Raw genomic sequence first — 20,118 nt, 5'->3', positions numbered from 1 at the left:
GTTTTTTAGAAATCTTGCTGTACAAATCAAATTGTGATATTATATAAAAAATGTTATCGAAAATTTTGAAAGGAATTCTGTTTTTGATTATAATACCCTATATTTTTTTATTTTTCAAAGTTTTTTTATGCATTTAGTCCAATCATAACAACTAAATGCAGAACAGATTCCCTCTATTATTTTTGTTCGCTCTTTTGCATTAGACAAAATCACTAAATTATGGAGGAGGAACTTTTTTATGAGTACACATTCTCTTCGCTTCAGCCCTGAAGATACTGCTCCACAGGAGGTCACACTTCTGAATGCATCTTCTTCCCTCTATGAAGGTGACTGGCCAAGCATTCCCCACTCCCATGCATTCACTGAATTATTTTATGTGCGGGACGGACAGGGGGAATTTCTGCTTGAAGATGAAATCTACCCTATTTCAAAAGATGACCTGATCATTGTTAACCCTCACATTAATCACACTGAAATTTCCAGAGGAAACCCACCTCTCAGCTATTTCACAGTGGGCGTAGACGGATTATCTTTCTCTTTTAATGATCAGAAAGAATATCGCATCTTTAACTGCAGAAAAAAGAAAACAGATCTGCTTTTTTACTTTAATGCTCTGTTTCAAGAACTGGATAATCAATCGGAAGGGTACGAAAAAATCTGCAGACATATGCTTAATATTCTGATCCTTCAGCTTCAGCGGATCACAGATTCTCCTTTTGAACTGATCACTGCACAACATCCAAGCAAGGAATGTGCACATATCAAGCGATATCTTGATTCTAATTACGGAGAAAACATCTCTCTTGATCATCTGTCTGCCATCAGCCACCTGAACAAGTATTATCTCAGCCATGAATTTACCAAATATTATGGGATTTCTCCTATGAACTATCTAAACAGAAAGCGAATCGAGGTATGTAAAGAACTTCTGGAAAATACTGATTACGGGATTTCAGATATTGCACATCTCACAGGATTCTCCTCTCAGAGTTATCTCTCCCAGAGCTTTCGCAAATCCTGTGGCATGACTGCAGGAACTTACCGTAAACTTAAGAAAAAAAGAAAGGATACTATTTAACATTATGCAATACACATTTCCAAACTACTATAAAGAATTTTCCTGTATTGCAGGAGCCTGTCCGGATACCTGCTGCGCAGGATGGCAGATCGTGATTGACGATCAGACACTGAAAAAATACCAACACTTTAAAGGTCCGTTCCGCAATCGCCTGCACAATGATATTGACTGGAAAGAACATGTTTTCCGCCAGTATAACAGGCGCTGTGCTTTTCTTAACGAAGAGAACCTGTGTGATATCTACACAGAAGCAGGACCGGAAATGTTCTGCAGAACCTGCAGAAATTATCCGAGACATATTGAAGAATTTGAAGGTCTGCGTGAGATTTCCCTGTCGCTCTCCTGTCCTGAGGCAGCAAGGATCTTACTTTCCCAAAAAGAAAAGGTACACTTTATCACAAAAGAAAAAAAGACAAAAGAAGAAGTCTATGATGACTTTGATTATTTTCTGTTCACTGCACTTATGGACACCCGGGATATGCTCATAGATGTCATCCAGGACAGAGCTGTACCTATGCAGAAACGTCTGTGGAAACTTCTGGCTGCTGCACATGATTTCCAGTTATGTGTAAATAAAAATGAACTCTTTAAATGGGAAGAAATACGAAAACGACATGAAGATTCCGGATACGGAGATGGATTTTGCAGCAAAATTTACTCTCGTATAAATGCAGATAACATAGAAAGCTGTTCTGCTGCATCTGCCTGTGCAAATACACCAGAACAATTATTTAAAAAAATGTGGAAAACTGTTGTCCCGGAAATGGAGGTTCTGCGCCCGGGATGGCAGGAATACTTAAAGAATTGTCTGACTCCACTGTATAATGGAAATACAGATCCGCAGTCTGACTCCGGAAATCTTTATTCCTGGCAGAAAAGTGAATTTGATTTCTCTTATCCTGACTGGCAGGTTCAGGAAGAACAGCTTCTTGTTTACTGGATCTATACCTATTTCTGCGGTGCAGTTTATGATGATGAAATCTTCGCCAAGGTGAAAATGGCAGTTGTGTGCACCCTGTTCATCCATGAATTAAATGTGGGAACCTATCTGAAAAACAACCGGCAGTTTAAGCTGGATGACCAGATCCGTATCTGTTATCAGTTTTCAAGAGAACTGGAACACTCAGATCTTAACCTGAACAGATTTGAAGAATTAATGTCTGAAAAAGAGATTTTCTCCTTTGAAAATCTGCTGAAGATCTGCTGATGCATACTTTTCCTGTCTTATCTGTGTCATCTGACACCTCAGATAGTCAGATGAACATTTATGCTTTGTAAAAAAACCTTACTGTACAGAAAATATCTTTATACGAATATTGTTCTGTACAGCAAGGTTTTTATCGCCAAAGCATTTTTCAACCACACTCAGGCCAGTGCCAGCAATTCTTTTCCTTCTTTCAGTCTCTCATAAAACTGTAGGTAGAAATCCTGATTTTGATCATATGGTTTGAGATAGAATCTGTTCACCACAAAGAGGTTCAGATTTCTGATCAGATCTGGATCCTCAGCATTGTACAGTACTTCCTGTACATCCAGCAGAAAATAATGCCAGTCATTGACAAATTTCTCATAATTTTTCAGATCCGGTGTATCGATCCATTTTTTTACCTTGATCTTACTTCTGTTTGTTTTGGGACATTCATGGATCTGAAGAATATATTTAAATCCCCCATCTTCATAAAGTCTTCCCAGAGGAAACAGTCTGCAGAAGCCTGGTCTGACAGCATGAATACTGCAACGGCCCTCTTTATTCAGAAATACACATTGTTCTTTTTCACCTGTCATCCGGAGATGAGGCAGGATATTGCCGTCTGATACTCCCAGTTCCAGACATTCCTGCAGAAGCTGTTCCACAGGCTTCTTAAGTCCCACAGATAATCTGTGTACATCATATGGATCCAGGATCACAGAATCTCCCATTCCCTGACAGCAGTCACAGCATCCTTCGCAATCGTGACAGTCTGCCTTTACCATGTCATTGGAATCATATAACTTTCCGTCTGAAATCTCTTCCAGTGTCTGTTCTCTTCGCATCAGAAAGCCTCCAGTCCTGTAACTCCCCAGTCTGAAGCAAGATCTTTCATACCTTCCAGAACTTCCTCCCTGGAATAATCATTATCATCCAGGAAATCTCCATCCATATCATTCAGATACAGATAAAAAGTCAGTGCCAGTTCCAGATAATCTACATCGTCTTCAACCATACCCATGTACAATTCGTTCTCTGCTTCATTGATCTTTCCTTCTTCTGCCAGCTTCATAACAGTTGAAAAAAGCTTATCTGCCTCTGTGTAATCTTCCTTATTTTCAGGAAGTTTGTAATTGGGCTGCTGCTCATGAAGCAGAAGCTTTGCGATCAGCCTTCCTACATCCTGAATATTTCTTATCATATGATCATCCTGTACTGCCATAATGTTATCTTCCCTTCTTTATTTAATCATTCCAGTTTTAATCCCGCCAGTGCCTGTGCAAATGCATTATTCACCGGCTCTTTGGCTTCTTTCTGCTGTTGTCTCATGTATTTCTGAACATCACGCTTATTAACTCCTGCTCCCTCTTTGGCTCTTCTCGCCTGAAAAGCAGAAAGCTTTTCTTTATAGCCGCAGGCACAGATAAATGTCTCTTCTTTGCCTTTCACATACATTTCCATACGTTTATGACACTTGGGACAACGGGCATTGGTAGTTCTGGACAGGGTTTCTTTATAACCGCACTCTCTGTCCTGACATACCAGCATCTTTGCATTCTTTCCGTTAACTGCCAAAAGCTTCTTTCCGCAGTTCGGACAGATCTTGTTTGTGAGATTGTCATGACGAAAAGTTCCCTGTCCGGTTTTGATCTCATCTACAATGTCACAGGTATAGTTCCTGATTTCTTTCAGGAAGGTTTCCTGTTTCATTTTACCCTTTGCAATATTTCCAAGCTTCATCTCCCAGTCTGCGGTCAGTTCCGGCTTACGCAGTTCCTCGGGTACCAGTTCCAGAAGCTGCTTTGCCTTGGAGGTCAGATGGATTTCATTGCCTTTTTTCTCCATCAGAAAGCTGTTAAACAGTTTCTCAATAATATCGGCCCTTGTAGCAACTGTCCCCAGACCACCTGTCTCACCGAGAGTTTTCGCTGCCTTTGTATCATGACTCTCCATATAGCGCACCGGATTCTCCATTGCTGCAAGAAGCGTTGCTTCTGTGAATCTTGCAGGTGGCTTTGTCCTTCCTGTATTCATGGATACATTCTCTATATGCAGTCTCTCACCTTTCTTCATCTGTGGAAGCTTCTGATCTTTCAGTTTCTGCGCATCGTCAGCAGTATCCTCATCCTCTTCAGTGTCGTCCGTATTTTCATACACATCTTTCCATCCGGCACTTTTTACAACTTTCCCGCTGGCAGCAAAAAGTTCTCCAGCAACAATTCCCTCCATGCTCACCTGTTCATAAACAAAAGGCGGATACAGCACACTGAGGAATCTGCGAACTACCATATCGTAAATCTTACGTTCTTCATTTGTCATATGGTCAAGCTGCACAAACTGCTCCGTAGGGATAATTGCATGATGGTCGCTGACCTTTTTATCATCCACAAAACTTCCATTTACACGAACAGGCTGATTCATCAGTGCGCCTGCCAGTTTTCTGTACGGTCCTGTTGCGCAGGCTTTCAGTCGTTCTTTAATTGTAGGAACAATATCCTTTCCAATATATCTGGAATCTGTCCTCGGATAAGTGAGTACTTTGTGATTTTCATACAGACGCTGCATGATATTCAGAGTCTGCTTTGCAGAATATCCATATTTCCGATTTGCCTCTCTCTGCAGTGTGGTCAGGTCATACAAACCCGGTGCAAAGGATTTTTTCTCTTTGCTGGTTACGGAAGTTACTTTCAGAGACTGATTTCTGAGAACATCGGAAATCTCCTCTGCCCGTTCTTTATTAAAAGTTCTGAAGCTCTTACTCTTTGGTTCCTTCCATGTCCAGGTGATATCACCTGCTTTCAGGGTGATTCCGTAATATTCCTTCGGCTTAAATGCCCGTATCTCTTCTTCCCGTTTCGCGATCATCGCCAGTGTAGGAGTCTGTACACGCCCGCAGGAAAGCTGGGCATTATATTTACAGGTAAGTGCCCTTGTACCGTTCATTCCCACCAGCCAGTCAGCTTCCGCTCTTGCCACAGCTGCTCTGTACAGATTATCATACTCATGTCCGTTTTTCAGATTTCCGAATCCTTCTTTGATAGCTTTGTCTGTAACTGAAGAAATCCACAGTCTGCGGATTGGTTTATGACAGTCTGCTTTGTCAAGAATCCAGCGGGCTACCAGTTCACCTTCTCTTCCGGCATCTGTGGCTATTATAATATCGTTTATGTCTTTTCTGTACAGCTGCGTTTTTACTGCATTGTACTGTTTACCGGTCTGTCGAATAACTACCAGCTTCATTCGATTCGGCATCATGGGAAGTGTGGATATTTCCCATTTCATATACTTCTTATCGTATTCCTCAGGATCTGCCAGCGTAACAAGGTGTCCAAGTGCCCAGGTGACTACGTAATCTTTTCCCTCAAGAGTACCATTTCCTTTCTGTGTACAGTGAAGTACTCTGGCAATATCTCTGGCAACAGAAGGTTTCTCTGCTATTACTAATGATTTCATAAAATAAATAACTCCTTATAAAAATCTACAGTCAGGGTTTCTGATATCCCTGACCGTTGATTTCGGGCAGCTGTCCATTTATTTTTGGCATCTGCTTATATTTAAGATGTCAGGATCAAAAGCTATTTTGCTTTGCTCTTTGCAACTCCTGCAATTCTCATATTTAAAAGTATAGCATAGATAAATTCCTGTTTCCAGTTATTCTTTAACTTTATTTCATATTAATTTTATATCCGACTCCACGAACTGTCTCCACCAGCTCACCGGCACTTCCCAGTTTTTGTCTCAGTGTTCGGATATGTACATCAACGGTTCTGCTCTCTCCGTCGAATTCATACCCCCAGACCTGATTCAGAAGCTGGGTTCTGGAAAGTACAGTTCCGCTGTTTTTCAGAAGCAGACATAATACTTCATATTCTTTTAATGTAAGATTTACATTCTTTTTATCTACAGTTGCAATATGTCTGGAAGGGCAGACATAAAGGTTTCCTGTCCGATATTCTTCTGCGCCGTCATCTTCTGTTCTTCTTAATAATGCGCGGATCCTTGAGATCAGTTCCATCATGCGGAATGGTTTTGGAATATAGTCATCTGCCCCGCTGTCAAGACCTACCACTGTATCATATTCACTGCTTTTTGCTGTCAGCATGATAATAGGAAGTTTACGTGTATCCGGACGCATACGCAATTTCTTCAATATGGAAATCCCATCCTCTTCCGGCAGCATCACATCAAGGAGCAGAAGTGCAGGTTTTTCCTTTTCCAGGGCTTTCCAGAAGTGAGAAGGTCTTTCAAATCCTTTTGCTTCAAATCCCTGACTTTTCAATGTATAAATCACCAGTTCACGTATACTCTCATCATCTTCTACCAAATATATCATTTTTTTGTTCTCCATTTACAATTATTTGCTGAATGCCATAAGCCGAAACCAGTATACAATCTCCGGAAACAACATGACATTTTCGAAAATCACTATAATTTCTCCGGCTCAGTTGATATCAGTATAATAAAAAGCCGTAAAATCTTTGTTCTGCTTTATGTTAAAACTTTGTAAAACGCTACACTTTATTGAGAATTTTTTTATAAAATTTTTATATACTTTATGAGAAAATTTATTTGTAAAAGCAGTATGAAGATGTTATGATATGGTATGGTATGAAATAATTCTCCAAAGAAGGTGAAATTTTGAAACGTTTTATTTCCAAATACCGGCATGGACTTGTGATTGCTGTTTACAGCATCATTTATATCCTGCTCTTCAGTTACCTGGAGCACAGACCGGTTCACAGCTATCATATCGTACATACAGTATTTGATGACTGGATTCCATTTTGTGAATTCTTTATCGTTCCTTATATGCTGTGGTTTCCATACATGATTCTGGCTGTGATTTATTTTATATTTTTTAACAAAAACAAACATGAATACTATCAGCTGGCATTTAATCTTATGATGGGAATGACTGTTTTCCTGATTGTTTCCTATGTTTATCCAAATGCTCAGCACATACGTCCGACCGAATTTCCAAGAGACAATATCTTCACAGATATAGTAAAATGGCTGTACAGTACAGATACTCCTACGAATATCCTGCCCAGCATTCATGTGTTCAACTCTCTTGCAATACATATGTCGCTTACAAACTGCGAAACACTGCGAAATAAAAAATTTATAAAAGCAGCATCTTTCACCCTGACCGCGCTGATCATCATGTCCACCATGTTCCTGAAACAGCATTCTGTGATCGATGTATGCATGGGTGCAACACTTGCATTGTTTGGCTTTCTGGTTTTTTATCCGAGAAGAGTTTCCGTTTCTTCTGAATCTGTCTGCTTTAGAGAAGTAAAGAGAAAAAAGAGCGAGAATTAGAAAGATTTAAAAAAAGCAGAATCTTTGAAATACATTTTTGTCTTTCAGAGATTCTGCTTTTTTACAGTTATAACAATTTCATAAAATATTTTCCCAAAACCGATATCCGGATGTGAAGCTTTTACACATCAGTTAAATCCATAGAATTTCTGGCTGATTTTGTAGGCTGCCACTGACATTTTTCTTCCACTTCTTCCCGGAAGGTTCATAACTCTTCCGAAAAGACTGTGACGCAGTTTTCTGTATACCTGTTTATTCTCTGTCCTGATATATTCCAGAAGTTCTTTCTTCTTCTGAAGGGACTCTTCTGTATTGGCACGTATCAGCATAATGGAAGAAATAGTTGTAATAATATCCAGATAGCTGAACATATACGCTTTCAACTGCTTATTTGTATTTTTACAGTTGATATATGCATCTACCATGAGTTTGTTTACCCGGATCTGCTGGTCAATACGTTTGATCATCACTTTCTCATTTACAGACTGGTCATCTCTCCCGATAAAATAACGGTAGAAATTCACATCCAGATAATACAGATTCTTTACATACGGAAGAGGTTCAAAAGCAAATAGATTATCTACATAAAATGTATGCTTCGGCAGTTCCAGATTGCATTCATGAAGCAGTTTTGTACGATAGATCATGGAGTGCATCAGAAGATATTTACCTTTCGGCATATGTTTCACTTCTTCCCATCCAAATATTCTGTCCTGCGGCAGGCATTTGCGGTACTGCATGATTTTCTTACGGGTTGCGCCCTGTTTCTCATATACAAAATTACTGATCAGAAGGTCAACTGTCTGTGGACCTCTGAGCAGTTCATATAAAGTTTTCAAAATCTGTACATACGCTTCTTTATTTACCCAGTCATCACTATCCACTACCTTGAAATACAATCCTGTAGCATTTCTGATCCCTGCATTGACAGCTTCTCCATGACCACCATTTTCCTGATGGATTGCCTTTACAATTGTAGGATATTTCCTGGCATAGTCATCTGCAATCTCGGCAGTTCTGTCAGAAGATCCGTCATCTACTATAAGAATCTCTACTTCTTCTCCTCCCACCAGTAATGACTCTATACAATTCTCCATATAATCCTGGGAATTATAACATGGAATCGCAATACTTAACAGTTTCATCTTGTTCTTTCCTCCTTGATATACTTTGCATACGCTCCAAAAGCAGATGGAATTGCGTATTGTTTACCTGACTGTTCTTTACTTACAAAAATGAGTTCTTTATCCTGTGTTGTCTTTAGGGATGATACCTTTATTCTGTATGCCTGCATTCTCCATTCAATATGGGAGAAAATATGTTTCGCAGGCGGAAGTTCTTCTATATATAATGGATCAAGTCCCAACTCTTTTACGTACAAAAGCGCATCTTCGTTTTTTAAATGTCCCTGAATATTTGGCAGTTCATATAAGCCTGCCAAAAGTCCTTTCTCAGGTCTTTTCCTGATAGCTGTGCATTCTCCGTCCTGAATGATAAACACAGTCCTGTTGTCCTGTGTTCTGGCTTTCTTAGGTGTTTTTACAGGAATCATATCCTCTTTATCATGTCTGTGAGCCAGACAGGTAAATGCAATCGGACATTCTGCACATTTCGCCTGACCGTTGGGAACACATATCACAGCTCCCAGTTCCATCAGTGCCTGATTAAAGTCTCCCGGACAATCTGAGGGCATGATCTGCGAAACCTGCTGTTCTATTTTTCTGCGGACAGACTGCCGGCTGATGTCTTCCGTACTCTCTGTAATTCTGGAAATCACACGCAGTACATTCCCGTCTACAGCCGGAACCTTTTCCCCATATGCGATCGATGCAATGGCACCGGCTGTATAACTTCCTATTCCCTTTAACGACAAAAGTGCCCGATAATCTTCAGGCAGTCTGCCATTATATTCATCTTCTACAGTTTTCGCCGCTTCCTGCATGTTCCGGACGCGATTATAATATCCCAGTCCCTCCCATAACTTCAGAAGTTTCTCTTCAGGACATTTCGCCAGTGACTGAATATCCGGGAGTTCTGTGATAAATCTCTGAAAATAGGGTTTCACTGCCTCCACTCTGGTTTGCTGCAGCATAATCTCCGACACCCATGTATAATAAGCATTGTCCTTATCTCTCCATGGAAGAATCCTCTTATTATCCCTGTACCATTTTACCAGAGGCCGCACAATCTCTTCAAGTACCATAATTTATCTTTTCCTCGTTTATTTACTGTTCACTCCGTTCTCAGTAACGCTGCCAAAATTCATTTCAGATTGCCTGCGACAATTGAATTTTGGCCTGCATGTCATTTTATCACAAAACAGAAAAAAACGCTAATACATAAAAATAAAAAGGACCGTACACATTTTACGTTACTGTTCACTCCGTTCTCAGTAACATAGCCAAAATTCATTCCAGATTGCCTGCGGCAATTGAATTTTGGCGTGTATGTCTCGGGATTTTGGCATATTCATGCCAAAACACCTCGCGGGATAGTGGTGTGTGAACAGTAACCATTTTACTGTGTCTCGATCCTTCTTGCTTTATTCATTATTTTTTACATTTTAATCTCAAATAACACACAAGCCCGACAATAATGATCAGAAGTGCTGCTATGTAAGCTATTTTAAAGGCCAGTGCTGTAGTAAAAAGATCTATAGCAGAAACAACGCCAATCAAAATAAGCGCAACTCCACTTGCTTTTGCCATCTTCTCTTCATCATAAAGCTTCTTACTGATGTCCGAGTTTCCACCTTTCAGGAAAATATCCCCATGTCCTGTCAGAAGCATTATTCCTACTATGAAAGCGGCAATTGTCAGTATGATGTTTAAAGAATCAAAATTCATAACTTTCCCCTTTCTTTCTGCATTTTACCATACAGAACCTTTTTTCTTTTTATAGAAATCCGGGACTATTGTTTCGTATACAATGATCCCGGAATATCCATACCTGTTTTTATTTTTCAGAAAACTGTTCAATGCCTCCAATTAAAAGATTACAGAAAAGTAATTCCTGATCAATATTAATAGAAACATACGATTGGAATATTGCAGTCAATAATATTATAAAGTTCTGCTGCTTTCTCCGGTGGCATATTGATACATCCATGCGAACCGCCTTCCATGAAACGATCTCCACCAAAGTATGGCTGCCAGTTTGCATCATGGAAACCAATACCGCCATTAAACGGCATCCAGTACGTTACCGGCTGTTCATATTCGTATTTACCATTTGCCAGCTGTTTACCTCTGAGCACATCCGGGCTCTTCTTATAATAAATCGTATAAATACCGGCCGGAGTCTGACGGTCAGAATATCTCATATCACCGGAAACAATATCTGACTCAAAGATATCTTCTCCGTTCTGGTAGAAATACATATGCTGTTCGGACAGATCCACTTCAATATAAGTATTTCCTATATCATTGTAACCATGTGCATTGGCTGTCATAGAATAAACCGGCTCTCTGGTTGTCTGTGTCCCTGACTGGATTTCCTGTGTCAGCTGTGCAACCTCTGAAGCCTGGTCTATCTGCCATCCATATGCAGAACCGTATACACTGACAGTTCTCCCACTTGTTGTCTGGAACTCTCTTTCAGTTCCCACCGTATCATGGGCCGCTGCAAGCTGCGCCACATAATCTGCGATGTGCTGTCTGAAAGATGTATCATCCATGATCAGCTGTCCTTTTTCATCAAAATTCAGCCAGTCCTTGATCGTATTTCCATCCAGGGTTTCCGTTTCATCTCCAAAAGTATACGTAATGCTTGCTTTTGTAAAATTGTTACATGCATTAAGAGACGCCTGCAGATCCGGATTGTCGCTGGTAATATCTGCTTTTACATACACGTCCGGCTCACTGTCGAAATCAACCGAAGTTTTATTTCCCGAAACAGCTTCCGAAAGCACGTTATAAGCATTTTTCAAATCCAGCTTACTTCCCTCTGTCTCCGGAACAATCTCAAACTGCGAATCTCCATATGCGACATATGCATTCTCAGGAGCTACCTGATTCTCTTTCTGTGCACAGTTAAGTGCCTTCACCTGTTTTTTCAGCTTTTCTTTATCGTAAGTCGTGTTCTCAGCGGCTGTATAGCTCTTCTTTTCAAAAAAACCTCTGATCCATTCATAAGGTTTCTGATCTTTCAGAAGTTTCAGAACACTTCCATCAGAAACATAACTATAGCCGATCTGATCTCCGCTGATCGTCTGCGGATCCAGATTTCTGGAATCAACCTCTATGGAATAGTTCTCTACTGTCTTCGCAAGCTTCTGTTCTGCCTCATAAGCAGTTTTACCTGAACAGTCAATGCCATTGATCGATGTTCCTTCAAAGAATTTATCCGAATAATAATATGACATACCTGCATATGCGGCTCCGGCACTTACAATAACCATTGCCACTGCGATTCCTGTAATTTTTAATCCTTTATGCTTCTTACGAACGGGTGGTTCATAAGGTGCAAGATCTTCATCACTGATCGGTACATACGAAATTCTCCCCGGTCTTGCGGATTTATGGCGTCTGCCAGTTGTTTCCGTACTGCCATTTGGGACTGTGTTGTTTTTTTCCTCTTTGTTGCCCATCTATTTTCTCCTCAACATAAATGTTACCGTTCATTTTTCCTGAAGCCTATTACTTCTGAATCATATTACTGTTGATTCGGTTAATTAAGAGGCTTGCTATAATTCTTAATAATACGCTTCACAATACACAGAGTTTATGTACTGATCACATAAACCTGCGCTGCATGTTTCATTATAACATAATTCTTCCAATTTGCACCTACTATTCACCTTTTTCTCATTTTTTATTACTGTTTGCAGGTAATATCCCCGAAAAATGTTTTCTTTGGCAAATCCCTTGTGATTTTTCTTATTTTTACAGGCCAAGTCTGCGTTTCATATCCTTCATCACATAGAAATACATGACGATCAAAAGTCCTCCGGCAAGCACCCATGCCATCGGACTGGCCATACATGCTCCAAAGTAACTCTTATGAGCTGCCGCGACCATAGCAGTGATTCCACGTCCTGCCAGTTCTGCAACACCGGCAAGCATGGGAAGCAGTCCGTATCCCATGCCCTGGATACCATTCCTGAGTGCATTGACAAAGTGAAGTGGTATGAAAAATACTGCCACGCATTTCACATAAGTATCAACCATAGGAATGACTTCTGCGGCATTATCTGAAATAAACAGATAAGACAAATATTTGCCAAAGAAGAAAATAATCACACCTGTAACAATGGCATAGGTAATTCCTATAATATGCGCACTGTTAAATCCCTGTCTGACTCTGTCCAGTTTACGCGCTCCTATATTCTGTGCATTATATGTTGCCATTGTTGTTCCGATTGCAACATATGCCTGGGTAAAAATATTCTCAATCTTATTTCCTGCCGTAAATGCCGCCACTGCATAGGAACCAAGAATATTCAGTGCAGACTGTACCATCATGGTTCCGATCGCAGTGATGGAATACTGCAGTCCCATGGGAATGCCCACAAGAATTTCTTTTTTGGCAATCTCTGAACGAAATCTCCAGTCATCCGCCTTCAGTCTCAATTCCGGTACGTATTTTATGATATAAATCAGGCAAAGCACTCCGGATACTCCCTGTGCTGTGATCGTTGCCCAGGCAGCCCCGGCGACTCCCATATGGAAAACAATAATAAACGTCAGGTCAAGTACTATATTCAAAAGTGCCGCCAGAATCAGGAAATACAAGGGTGTCTTACTGTTTCCCAGTGCTCTCAGAATACTGGCCAGGATATTATATAATACCTGTGCAAAAATACCTCCGCATATGATCATAATGTAGGTATATGCATCCTGAAAAATATCCTCTGGTGTATGCATTAATGTCAGAAGCGAGTGCATCCCCACCATACTGACAGCCGTCATTATAACCGAAATGATAATTGAAAGTAATGCCGCATTTCCCACTGACTGACGCATCTCATCCATCTTTCCTGCACCGAATTTCTGTGAGGTCAGAACTGTAAAACCGGCTGTCAGTCCCGTAAGAAAACCTATGATCAGAAACATGATCGTTCCTGTTGAACCAACCGCTGCCAGCCCTTTTGTTCCTACAAATTTTCCTACGATTATGGCATCTGCCATGTTGTAAAACTGCTGGAATACATTACCTATAAATACAGGTATCGTAAAGTCAAGTATCATCTTCATTGGTTTCCCAACTGTCATGTCTGTCTGCATTCCAATAAACCCTCCCAATCCTTTTTTAATCCTCTTTATTTGCTGTTTTCGATATCTGTTTTATCAGATATCAGAGCGATTATAGTTGAAAAAATTTTCCATTTCAAGATGTGTTTTTTAATTCCATGATTTTCTACATAATCACCAAAAACAAACAAAAAACCCTCTGATTTGTGTCAGAGGGTTTCGTCAATATCACGAACTGCTGATGTCTGCCAAGCAGTTCTCACAGTTTTTGTATTATATTATTTCTCTACAAGAAGAGATTTTCCTGTCATTTCTACAGGCTGTTCCATTCCCATAAGCTGGATCAGTGTAGGAACGATATCTGCAAGACATCCGTTCTCGCGCAGTGTGTATTTCGGATCTGCATTTACAAGAATGAATGGTACAGGATTTGTTGTATGTGCAGTCCACGGAGCACCTGTCTCATAGTCGATCAGCTGTTCTGCATTTCCATGGTCAGCACAGATAAACATCTGTCCGTCCACTTCTTTAAGAGCCTCTACTGCTTTGCCAACACATTCATCAACAGTTTCCACTGCTTTGATGGCAGCTTCCTGTACGCCTGTATGTCCAACCATATCCGGGTTTGCAAAGTTAATCACAATCACATCATATTTGTCAGATTTGATCGCATCTACCAGTTTTCCGCAAACCTGAGGTGCACTCATTTCCGGCTGAAGATCGTAAGTTGCAACCTTTGGAGATTTAACCAGGATTCTGTCCTCTCCTTTGTTCGGCTCTTCCACACCGCCATTGAAGAAGAATGTAACATGTGCATATTTCTCTGTTTCAGCAATACGCGCCTGAGTCATATTGTGCGCTGCAAGATACTCGCCAAATGTATTGTGAAGCTGAACCTTGTGGAATGCAACCTGTTTATTCTGAATGGTATCATCGTAATCTGTAAAGCATACGAAAGTAACCTGTGGTCTTGCTTTTCTTTCAAATCCCTGGAAATCATCATCACAGAATGCTCTTGTGATCTCACGTGCGCGGTCAGGACGGAAGTTAAAGAATACAACAGAATCTTTATCAGATACAACACCTGTCGGCTGTCCGTCTTTCTCGATAACTGTAGGAAGAACAAACTCATCTGTCTTATCATTATCATAGGAAGCCTGAACTGCTGCCGGGGCATCTGTTCCTTTTACGCCTTCTCCTGATGTAAGAGCATTATATGCCAGTTCTACACGATCCCAGCGGTTATCACGATCCATCGCATAGTAACGTCCGGAAACAGTAGCAATCTCACCTACACCGATCTTCTTCATCTCTGCTTCAAGAGCCTCTACAAACTCTTTACCTGATGCAGGAGGTGTGTCACGACCGTCAAGGAAACAATGTACGTAAACCTTCTCAACGCCCTCTCTCTTAGCCATCTCAAGTAATCCATAAAGATGTGTATTATGACTGTGCACACCACCATCAGAAAGAAGTCCCATGAAATGTACTGCAGAGTTATTCTCTTTTGCGTTCTTCATTGCTGCAAGAAGAGCTTCATTCTTAAAGAAATCACCGTCCTGGATTTCTTTTGTGATTCTGGTAAGTTCCTGATATACGATACGGCCTGCGCCCATATTCATATGTCCTACTTCAGAATTACCCATCTGTCCGTCCGGAAGACCTACTGCCAGTCCGCTTGCGTTTCCTTTTACAAATGGATATTCTGCCATCAGCTTGTCCATAACCGGTGTTTTAGCCAAATATACAGCGTTTCCTTCCTTTTTGTCATTCAGACCATATCCATCAAGAATCATTAATACGGTTGGTTTTTTGCTCATAATGTTCTCCTTTTATGTTTATTCATAATTGATAACTGTTTTGCTGATATCAGGAGCAGAAAACTGATCATCTCTGCACAATAAGACTTTTGTATCTGATATCTCTTATATAGTATCAAAATCTCAGGATTTTTCAATTCTTTTTTTGTATCTGTTTCATTTTCATTACTATATATATATGAAAAGAACAGTAACTTATTTTCCATATACACGAATGATCGTTGAAATCTTTCTTACGGAATCCCTGTTTCTCAGTTCTTCGATGGCAGTTCTGAAATCACCTTCTCTTACCTTCTCAGTGATCACAACTACTTCCGCACACCCTTCCACCTTGGTATCTTTCTGGATAATCTGTGCAACACTGACCTGATATTTGGCAAAAATAGCAGTCATCTCGGCAAGAACACCGCAGCGATCCTCTACTTTGAGACGGAGGAAATAACGGTTATGTGTATCTTCCATTTTCTTAACAGGGATATTCTTGTAACAGGTACATCCGATTCTGCCGCAGCATCCCGCAAGAATATTTCTCACAATATCAAATACATCACCCACAACTGCACTGGCTGTAGGAAGTTCTCCTGCTCCTCTTCCGAAGAACATGGCATCCTCCACTGCATCTCCATGGACAAATACTGCATTATAGGAATCATTTACAGTTGCAAGCGGATGGGAACTGGGGATCAGCATCGGGCACACATATGCTTCAATTCCGTCTGCTTCGTTTCTTGCAACACCCAGAAGCTTGATATCACGTCCCATTTCTTTCGCATAATGAATATCTTTTGATGTGATCTTGGCAATTCCCTCTGTATATACATCGTTAAATACCACACGTGAATTAAATGCCACAGATGCAAGGATTGCTACCTTACGTCCTGCATCCAGACCTTCGATATCAGCAGTCGGATCAGCCTCCGCATATCCAAGTTCTGTTGCAAGTGCCAGGGCATCCTTAAACTCCATGCCTTCCTGAGTCATCTTTGTCAGAATAAAGTTTGTGGTTCCGTTTACAATACCCATAACTTCTGTCATGTAATTTCCTGCCAGACACTGTTTCAATGGTCTGATGATTGGAATACCACCTGCTACTGCTGCTTCAAACAGAAAATCCACTTTACTCTCATGTGCCGCATCCAGAAGCTCATGACCATGTACTGCGATCAGATCCTTGTTTGCAGAGACTACATGCTTACCGGCTTTTAATGCAGAAAGGATATACTCTTTTGCAGGATTAATCCCACCCATCAGTTCAATCACAATCTCAATCTCCGGATCATTTATAATCTCATCCCACTGGCTGGTGAGCAAAGAGGCATCTTCTATCTTCGCTGCTGCCTTCTCTATATTTCTCACAAGGATTTTCTTTATCTCAACTTTACAGCCAATCTTGGCCGACATTTCCTTTTCCTGATTCTTCAGTACCTTATATACACCTGTTCCTACTGTTCCAAATCCTAACAGTGCGGCTTTGATGACATTTTCATTCATTTTGCAGGATTCCCCTTTCGTTTTCGTTGGTTTTTATAGTATGGCAGAATTTCCTATTTGTCAAGTTTGTCTGCATTTTTAAGCAAAATCTTTATCATATTTTCCAGTTCTTTGTTCCGTCTGCGAAGCCATCTCACATACCATAATATCCCCACTCCTGCCACCCAGGCAGAAATACAGAATATTCCATCCAGGATCATATAAACAGTTCTCTCAGTTCCCCCGGCAGGGGCTCCACTCAGGAAGCAGTAATACATTGCCACTGATATGCAGGCTGCGGCCACGCCTTCCATTATCTTTCTGATCGTCTTCATTATATCACTTTCCTTCTCAATAGTGTCTTTATAACGACACTGTTACAAGACCTATTTTAACCCGATAATAAATATGAATCAAGAACAAATCGGACGGTTATTACATATGATAAGCTATAGAAAATTATGGAAGACTATGAAGGAGCGGAAAATCAGCCAGTATGCCCTGTACACTCACTATGGCATAAGCACTTCTTTTCTGGATAAACTCCGTCATAATGAAAATGTGGAAATCCGCAGTCTTGATATCTTATGTTCAATCCTTGACTGCGATTTCGGTGATATTGTAGAACACATTCCGGATAATGCTGAACCTGAGGAAAAATAATTTTTTCTGGTTCAGTATCAATATGATGTAGTTGTGTCCTTTTATAGAACTATTTGTTCTTTTCATCTTTCTCATGATGCTAGAGCGTGTCTGAAAAATCATTCCCGCAATCTGCACGCCCCACTTTGCGGGATATTTCACCCGAATTCAGTTGCCGTAGCCCACTACGGCGCCCTCATCCGGGCAAAATATCCCACAAAGTCCATTCACAAAAACATAAGATTTTTTCATTTATTTATGGTATACTTATTACTGTCTCCTTCGTTCTCAGTAACGCAGACTTATCTATGGCATTCTCTTCAGGCGCATAATATCATCCGCTTCACAATTTATCAGTTAAATAGTGCGTTCAGGAGACTTGCTGCAGATTTACAAAATATTTTTACCTGAAAGGATCGTAGTATATATGAAATATGATGTAGTGATCATCGGCGCAGGACCTGGCGGCATTTTCTCTGCCTATGAACTGATGAAGCAAAATAACGATTTAAAGATTGCTGTTTTTGAGGCTGGAAATCCTCTCAGCAAAAGACATTGCCCAATTGATGGTGACAAAGTAAAAACCTGTATCAAATGTAAAACCTGTGCCATTATGAGCGGCTTTGGCGGTGCCGGTGCTTTCTCTGACGGCAAATACAATATCACAAATGATTTCGGCGGAACACTTTATGAACATATTGGAAAGAGGGACGCTCTTGACCTGATGCGTTACGTAGATGAGATTAATGTTGCCTACGGCGGACAGGACACAAAAATGTATTCTACAGCCGGAACCAAATTCAAAAAACTTTGTATGCAGAACAAATTAAAGCTTCTGGATGCTTCCGTACGTCATCTGGGAACAGACATTAACTATGTGGTTCTTGAGAACTTATATGCAAAATTAAAAGAGCATGTTGATTTTCATTTCAACACTCCTGTAGAACGTCTGGAAGTACTTGAAGACAGATACCGTATCATCACAAAGAATGATACCACTGACTGCAGCAAATGCATTGTATCCGTAGGCAGAAGCGGAAGCAAATGGATGGAACAGATCTGTAAAGAACTTGATATCCCAACCAAATCAAACCGGGTAGACCTGGGTGTACGTGTAGAACTTCCTGCTGTTATCTTCTCACACCTGACAGACGAACTGTATGAGAGTAAGATTGTCTACAGAACAGAAAAATTCGAAGATAATGTGAGGACTTTCTGTATGAATCCTTATGGCATCGTCGTAAACGAAAATACAAACGGCATTGTCACAGCAAATGGCCACAGCTATGAAGATCCGTCCAAACAGACAGAAAATACAAACTTCGCACTGTTGGTAGCCAAACATTTCTCCGAGCCATTTAAAGACAGTAATGGATATGGCGAAAGCATTGCCCGTCTTTCCAATATGCTGGGCGGCGGAGTGATCGTACAGCGTTTCGGCGATCTGGTGCGCGGAAGAAGGAGTACGGTTGCACGTATCGAAGAAGGTATGGTACGACCTACTCTCGCAGCTACTCCCGGTGATCTGAGTCTTGTTCTCCCGAAACGTATCCTTGACGGAATCATTGAAATGATTTATGCTCTGGATAAAATCGCTCCCGGGACAGCTAATGACGACACCCTCCTCTATGGTGTGGAGGTTAAGTTCTATAATATGGAAGTTGATATTGATGAAAATCTGGAAAGCAGATACAAAGGCCTGTATATCATTGGAGACGGAAGCGGTGTAACCCATTCCCTGTCCCATGCTTCTGCAAGCGGTGTATATGTAGCACGCCAGATTGTTGAGAATCTGTAAAAGACCGGATTTCTTCTGATGGATACCTCTAACTACAGCAATCAATAACCTTAAAGTCCCCATCTGTCTCTTACAGTTGAAACAGATAGGGACTTGTTTATTATATTTTCTGGTATGCCATCCATTTATCCATTCCCAGACGTTCAAATGAACCGCAGTACTGAAATCCGCATTTTTCCAGAAGTTTCTGCATGGGGATGTTATCGCTGTATGTATCCATACGGAGATTCTGTGTCTGAGCATAGGCCCAGTCCAGACAGAATGATGCGGCTCCTCTTACTATTCCTGTGGACGCTACCCTGTGAACTACTCCATAGGGTTCTTCATTCAGCCATTTTCCATTAATTTCTTTATAATCTTCATCTTCTTCCGCCGCATAATAGAAAACACAGGCAATCCGCCCTTCTGACATGCACAGATACATTTTATCAATATCATGCTCTATCAGTTCTGCTGAGGGGTAATCTTCACCCCACTGTTCTGCATTGCCATTTTCTCTCATAAATTTGCGGGCTTTATCATAAACTTGCATGATCTGCCCAAGATCCTGCACTGATGCTTTTCTTATTTCCATGAAACCTTCCTTTTCTTTTGGCATTTATATTCTT

Annotated in this window: 19 protein-coding genes; 6 read left to right on the top strand and 13 right to left on the bottom strand. The window is 40.7% G+C overall.

Features of this window, described 5'->3' with window-relative positions; genetic code table 11:
• Window positions 1–238 precede the first annotated feature (238 nt).
• Both I4V44_RS01965 and fliB read left to right on the top strand, forming a co-directional pair.
• Entirely contained in the window at window positions 239–1,078 is an 840-nt protein-coding gene (locus tag I4V44_RS01965; protein WP_196002227.1) for an AraC family transcriptional regulator, read from the top strand.
• A 4-nt stretch (window positions 1,079–1,082) separates the two neighbouring features.
• The gene (gene fliB, locus I4V44_RS01960; RefSeq protein WP_196002226.1) at window positions 1,083–2,285 is read left to right on the top strand and encodes a flagellin lysine-N-methylase; all 1,203 of its coding nucleotides are present in this window, start codon (window positions 1,083–1,085) and stop codon (window positions 2,283–2,285) included.
• A gap of 158 nt (window positions 2,286–2,443) precedes the next feature.
• Here fliB and I4V44_RS01955 read toward each other — a convergent pair whose 3' ends face one another.
• The 4 genes from I4V44_RS01955 to I4V44_RS01940 form a co-directional block, all read right to left on the bottom strand.
• Window positions 2,444–3,112 (bottom strand): YkgJ family cysteine cluster protein, encoded by a 669-nt coding sequence (locus I4V44_RS01955; RefSeq protein WP_118758977.1) that lies wholly within the window; start codon window positions 3,110–3,112, stop codon window positions 2,444–2,446.
• Window positions 3,112–3,489 (bottom strand): DUF6483 family protein, encoded by a 378-nt coding sequence (locus tag I4V44_RS01950; RefSeq protein WP_118571550.1) that lies wholly within the window; start codon window positions 3,487–3,489, stop codon window positions 3,112–3,114. Before I4V44_RS01950 ends, I4V44_RS01955 begins: the two co-directional genes overlap by 1 nt.
• A gap of 26 nt (window positions 3,490–3,515) precedes the next feature.
• A complete protein-coding gene (locus tag I4V44_RS01945; protein ID WP_196002225.1) occupies window positions 3,516–5,720 on the bottom strand; it encodes a DNA topoisomerase III in 2,205 nt (734 codons plus the stop codon).
• Between the two features lie 211 nt (window positions 5,721–5,931).
• The gene (locus tag I4V44_RS01940) at window positions 5,932–6,600 is read right to left on the bottom strand and encodes a response regulator transcription factor (RefSeq protein ID WP_008704038.1); all 669 of its coding nucleotides are present in this window, start codon (window positions 6,598–6,600) and stop codon (window positions 5,932–5,934) included.
• 305 nt (window positions 6,601–6,905) lie between these two features.
• Here I4V44_RS01940 and I4V44_RS01935 point away from each other — a divergent pair, with 305 nt between their 5' ends.
• A complete protein-coding gene (locus I4V44_RS01935) occupies window positions 6,906–7,589 on the top strand; it encodes a phosphatase PAP2 family protein (protein ID WP_022381018.1) in 684 nt (227 codons plus the stop codon).
• Window positions 7,590–7,717: 128 nt separating this feature from the next.
• Here I4V44_RS01935 and I4V44_RS01930 read toward each other — a convergent pair whose 3' ends face one another.
• From I4V44_RS01930 to I4V44_RS01895, 8 genes are all read right to left on the bottom strand, one after another.
• A complete protein-coding gene (locus I4V44_RS01930) occupies window positions 7,718–8,734 on the bottom strand; it encodes a glycosyltransferase family 2 protein (protein WP_196002224.1) in 1,017 nt (338 codons plus the stop codon).
• Entirely contained in the window at window positions 8,731–9,792 is a 1,062-nt protein-coding gene (gene mutY, locus I4V44_RS01925) for an A/G-specific adenine glycosylase (RefSeq protein WP_196002223.1), read from the bottom strand. The genes I4V44_RS01930 and mutY overlap by 4 nt, the downstream gene beginning before the upstream one ends.
• Window positions 9,793–10,138: 346 nt before the next feature.
• On the bottom strand, window positions 10,139–10,435 hold the full coding sequence (locus I4V44_RS01920) for a DUF3784 domain-containing protein (RefSeq protein ID WP_008704043.1): 297 nt from the start codon (window positions 10,433–10,435) through the stop codon (window positions 10,139–10,141).
• A 176-nt stretch (window positions 10,436–10,611) separates the two neighbouring features.
• Window positions 10,612–12,177: a L,D-transpeptidase family protein gene (locus tag I4V44_RS01915; protein WP_196002222.1), complete on the bottom strand. Its 1,566-nt coding sequence runs from the start codon at window positions 12,175–12,177 to the stop codon at window positions 10,612–10,614.
• Window positions 12,178–12,472: 295 nt separating this feature from the next.
• On the bottom strand, window positions 12,473–13,813 hold the full coding sequence (locus I4V44_RS01910; RefSeq protein WP_118585605.1) for an MATE family efflux transporter: 1,341 nt from the start codon (window positions 13,811–13,813) through the stop codon (window positions 12,473–12,475).
• 245 nt (window positions 13,814–14,058) lie between these two features.
• Window positions 14,059–15,600: a 2,3-bisphosphoglycerate-independent phosphoglycerate mutase gene (gpmI, locus tag I4V44_RS01905; RefSeq protein ID WP_055057372.1), complete on the bottom strand. Its 1,542-nt coding sequence runs from the start codon at window positions 15,598–15,600 to the stop codon at window positions 14,059–14,061.
• 195 nt (window positions 15,601–15,795) lie between these two features.
• Window positions 15,796–17,091: a homoserine dehydrogenase gene (locus tag I4V44_RS01900; protein ID WP_196002221.1), complete on the bottom strand. Its 1,296-nt coding sequence runs from the start codon at window positions 17,089–17,091 to the stop codon at window positions 15,796–15,798.
• A 53-nt stretch (window positions 17,092–17,144) separates the two neighbouring features.
• The gene (locus tag I4V44_RS01895; protein WP_008704052.1) at window positions 17,145–17,405 is read right to left on the bottom strand and encodes a hypothetical protein; all 261 of its coding nucleotides are present in this window, start codon (window positions 17,403–17,405) and stop codon (window positions 17,145–17,147) included.
• Window positions 17,406–17,511: 106 nt separating this feature from the next.
• Between I4V44_RS01895 and I4V44_RS01890 the strand changes: the two genes are divergently transcribed.
• The 3 genes from I4V44_RS01890 to I4V44_RS01885 are packed head-to-tail and all read left to right on the top strand — an operon-like array spanning window position 17,512 to window position 19,510.
• Window positions 17,512–17,733 carry a helix-turn-helix domain-containing protein gene (locus I4V44_RS01890; RefSeq protein ID WP_026648433.1) on the top strand — a complete coding sequence of 74 codons (222 nt, stop codon included), beginning with the start codon at window positions 17,512–17,514 and terminating at the stop codon, window positions 17,731–17,733.
• A 33-nt stretch (window positions 17,734–17,766) separates the two neighbouring features.
• Window positions 17,767–18,123 carry a DUF6783 domain-containing protein gene (locus I4V44_RS18450; RefSeq protein WP_420314752.1) on the top strand — a complete coding sequence of 119 codons (357 nt, stop codon included), beginning with the start codon at window positions 17,767–17,769 and terminating at the stop codon, window positions 18,121–18,123.
• A gap of 16 nt (window positions 18,124–18,139) precedes the next feature.
• Window positions 18,140–19,510: an NAD(P)/FAD-dependent oxidoreductase gene (locus I4V44_RS01885; RefSeq protein WP_196002220.1), complete on the top strand. Its 1,371-nt coding sequence runs from the start codon at window positions 18,140–18,142 to the stop codon at window positions 19,508–19,510.
• Window positions 19,511–19,610: 100 nt separating this feature from the next.
• On the opposite strand, the gene I4V44_RS01880 is transcribed toward I4V44_RS01885, so the two are convergent.
• The gene (locus I4V44_RS01880) at window positions 19,611–20,084 is read right to left on the bottom strand and encodes a GNAT family N-acetyltransferase (protein ID WP_022381025.1); all 474 of its coding nucleotides are present in this window, start codon (window positions 20,082–20,084) and stop codon (window positions 19,611–19,613) included.
• Window positions 20,085–20,118: the final 34 nt, after the last annotated feature.

The sequence above is a fragment of the Blautia sp. 1001283B150304_161114_C9 genome, from assembly GCF_015668165.1.
GTDB lineage: Bacteria > Bacillota > Clostridia > Lachnospirales > Lachnospiraceae > Blautia_A > Blautia_A wexlerae.
The sequence above is the reverse complement of the archived record's forward strand: the minus strand, read 5'-3'. Positions and strand labels throughout refer to the sequence as shown.

Excerpts from the sequence above, each read along its gene's own strand:
- I4V44_RS01965 (WP_196002227.1), top strand. The coding sequence starts at position 239 with ATGAGTACACATTCTCTTCGCTTCAGCCCTGAAGATACTGCTCCACAG.
- fliB (WP_196002226.1), top strand. The coding sequence starts at position 1,083 with ATGCAATACACATTTCCAAACTACTATAAAGAATTTTCCTGTATTGCA.
- I4V44_RS01955 (WP_118758977.1), bottom strand. The coding sequence starts at position 3,112 with ATGCGAAGAGAACAGACACTGGAAGAGATTTCAGACGGAAAGTTATAT.
- I4V44_RS01950 (WP_118571550.1), bottom strand. The coding sequence starts at position 3,489 with ATGGCAGTACAGGATGATCATATGATAAGAAATATTCAGGATGTAGGA.
- I4V44_RS01945 (WP_196002225.1), bottom strand. The coding sequence starts at position 5,720 with ATGAAATCATTAGTAATAGCAGAGAAACCTTCTGTTGCCAGAGATATT.
- I4V44_RS01940 (WP_008704038.1), bottom strand. The coding sequence starts at position 6,600 with ATGATATATTTGGTAGAAGATGATGAGAGTATACGTGAACTGGTGATT.
- I4V44_RS01930 (WP_196002224.1), bottom strand. The coding sequence starts at position 8,734 with ATGAAACTGTTAAGTATTGCGATTCCATGTTATAATTCCCAGGATTAT.
- mutY (WP_196002223.1), bottom strand. The coding sequence starts at position 9,792 with ATGGTACTTGAAGAGATTGTGCGGCCTCTGGTAAAATGGTACAGGGAT.
- I4V44_RS01920 (WP_008704043.1), bottom strand. The coding sequence starts at position 10,435 with ATGAATTTTGATTCTTTAAACATCATACTGACAATTGCCGCTTTCATA.
- I4V44_RS01915 (WP_196002222.1), bottom strand. The coding sequence starts at position 12,177 with ATGGGCAACAAAGAGGAAAAAAACAACACAGTCCCAAATGGCAGTACG.
- I4V44_RS01910 (WP_118585605.1), bottom strand. The coding sequence starts at position 13,813 with ATGCAGACAGACATGACAGTTGGGAAACCAATGAAGATGATACTTGAC.
- gpmI (WP_055057372.1), bottom strand. The coding sequence starts at position 15,600 with ATGAGCAAAAAACCAACCGTATTAATGATTCTTGATGGATATGGTCTG.
- I4V44_RS01900 (WP_196002221.1), bottom strand. The coding sequence starts at position 17,091 with ATGAATGAAAATGTCATCAAAGCCGCACTGTTAGGATTTGGAACAGTA.
- I4V44_RS01895 (WP_008704052.1), bottom strand. The coding sequence starts at position 17,405 with ATGAAGACGATCAGAAAGATAATGGAAGGCGTGGCCGCAGCCTGCATA.
- I4V44_RS01890 (WP_026648433.1), top strand. The coding sequence starts at position 17,512 with ATGATAAGCTATAGAAAATTATGGAAGACTATGAAGGAGCGGAAAATC.
- I4V44_RS01885 (WP_196002220.1), top strand. The coding sequence starts at position 18,140 with ATGAAATATGATGTAGTGATCATCGGCGCAGGACCTGGCGGCATTTTC.
- I4V44_RS01880 (WP_022381025.1), bottom strand. The coding sequence starts at position 20,084 with ATGGAAATAAGAAAAGCATCAGTGCAGGATCTTGGGCAGATCATGCAA.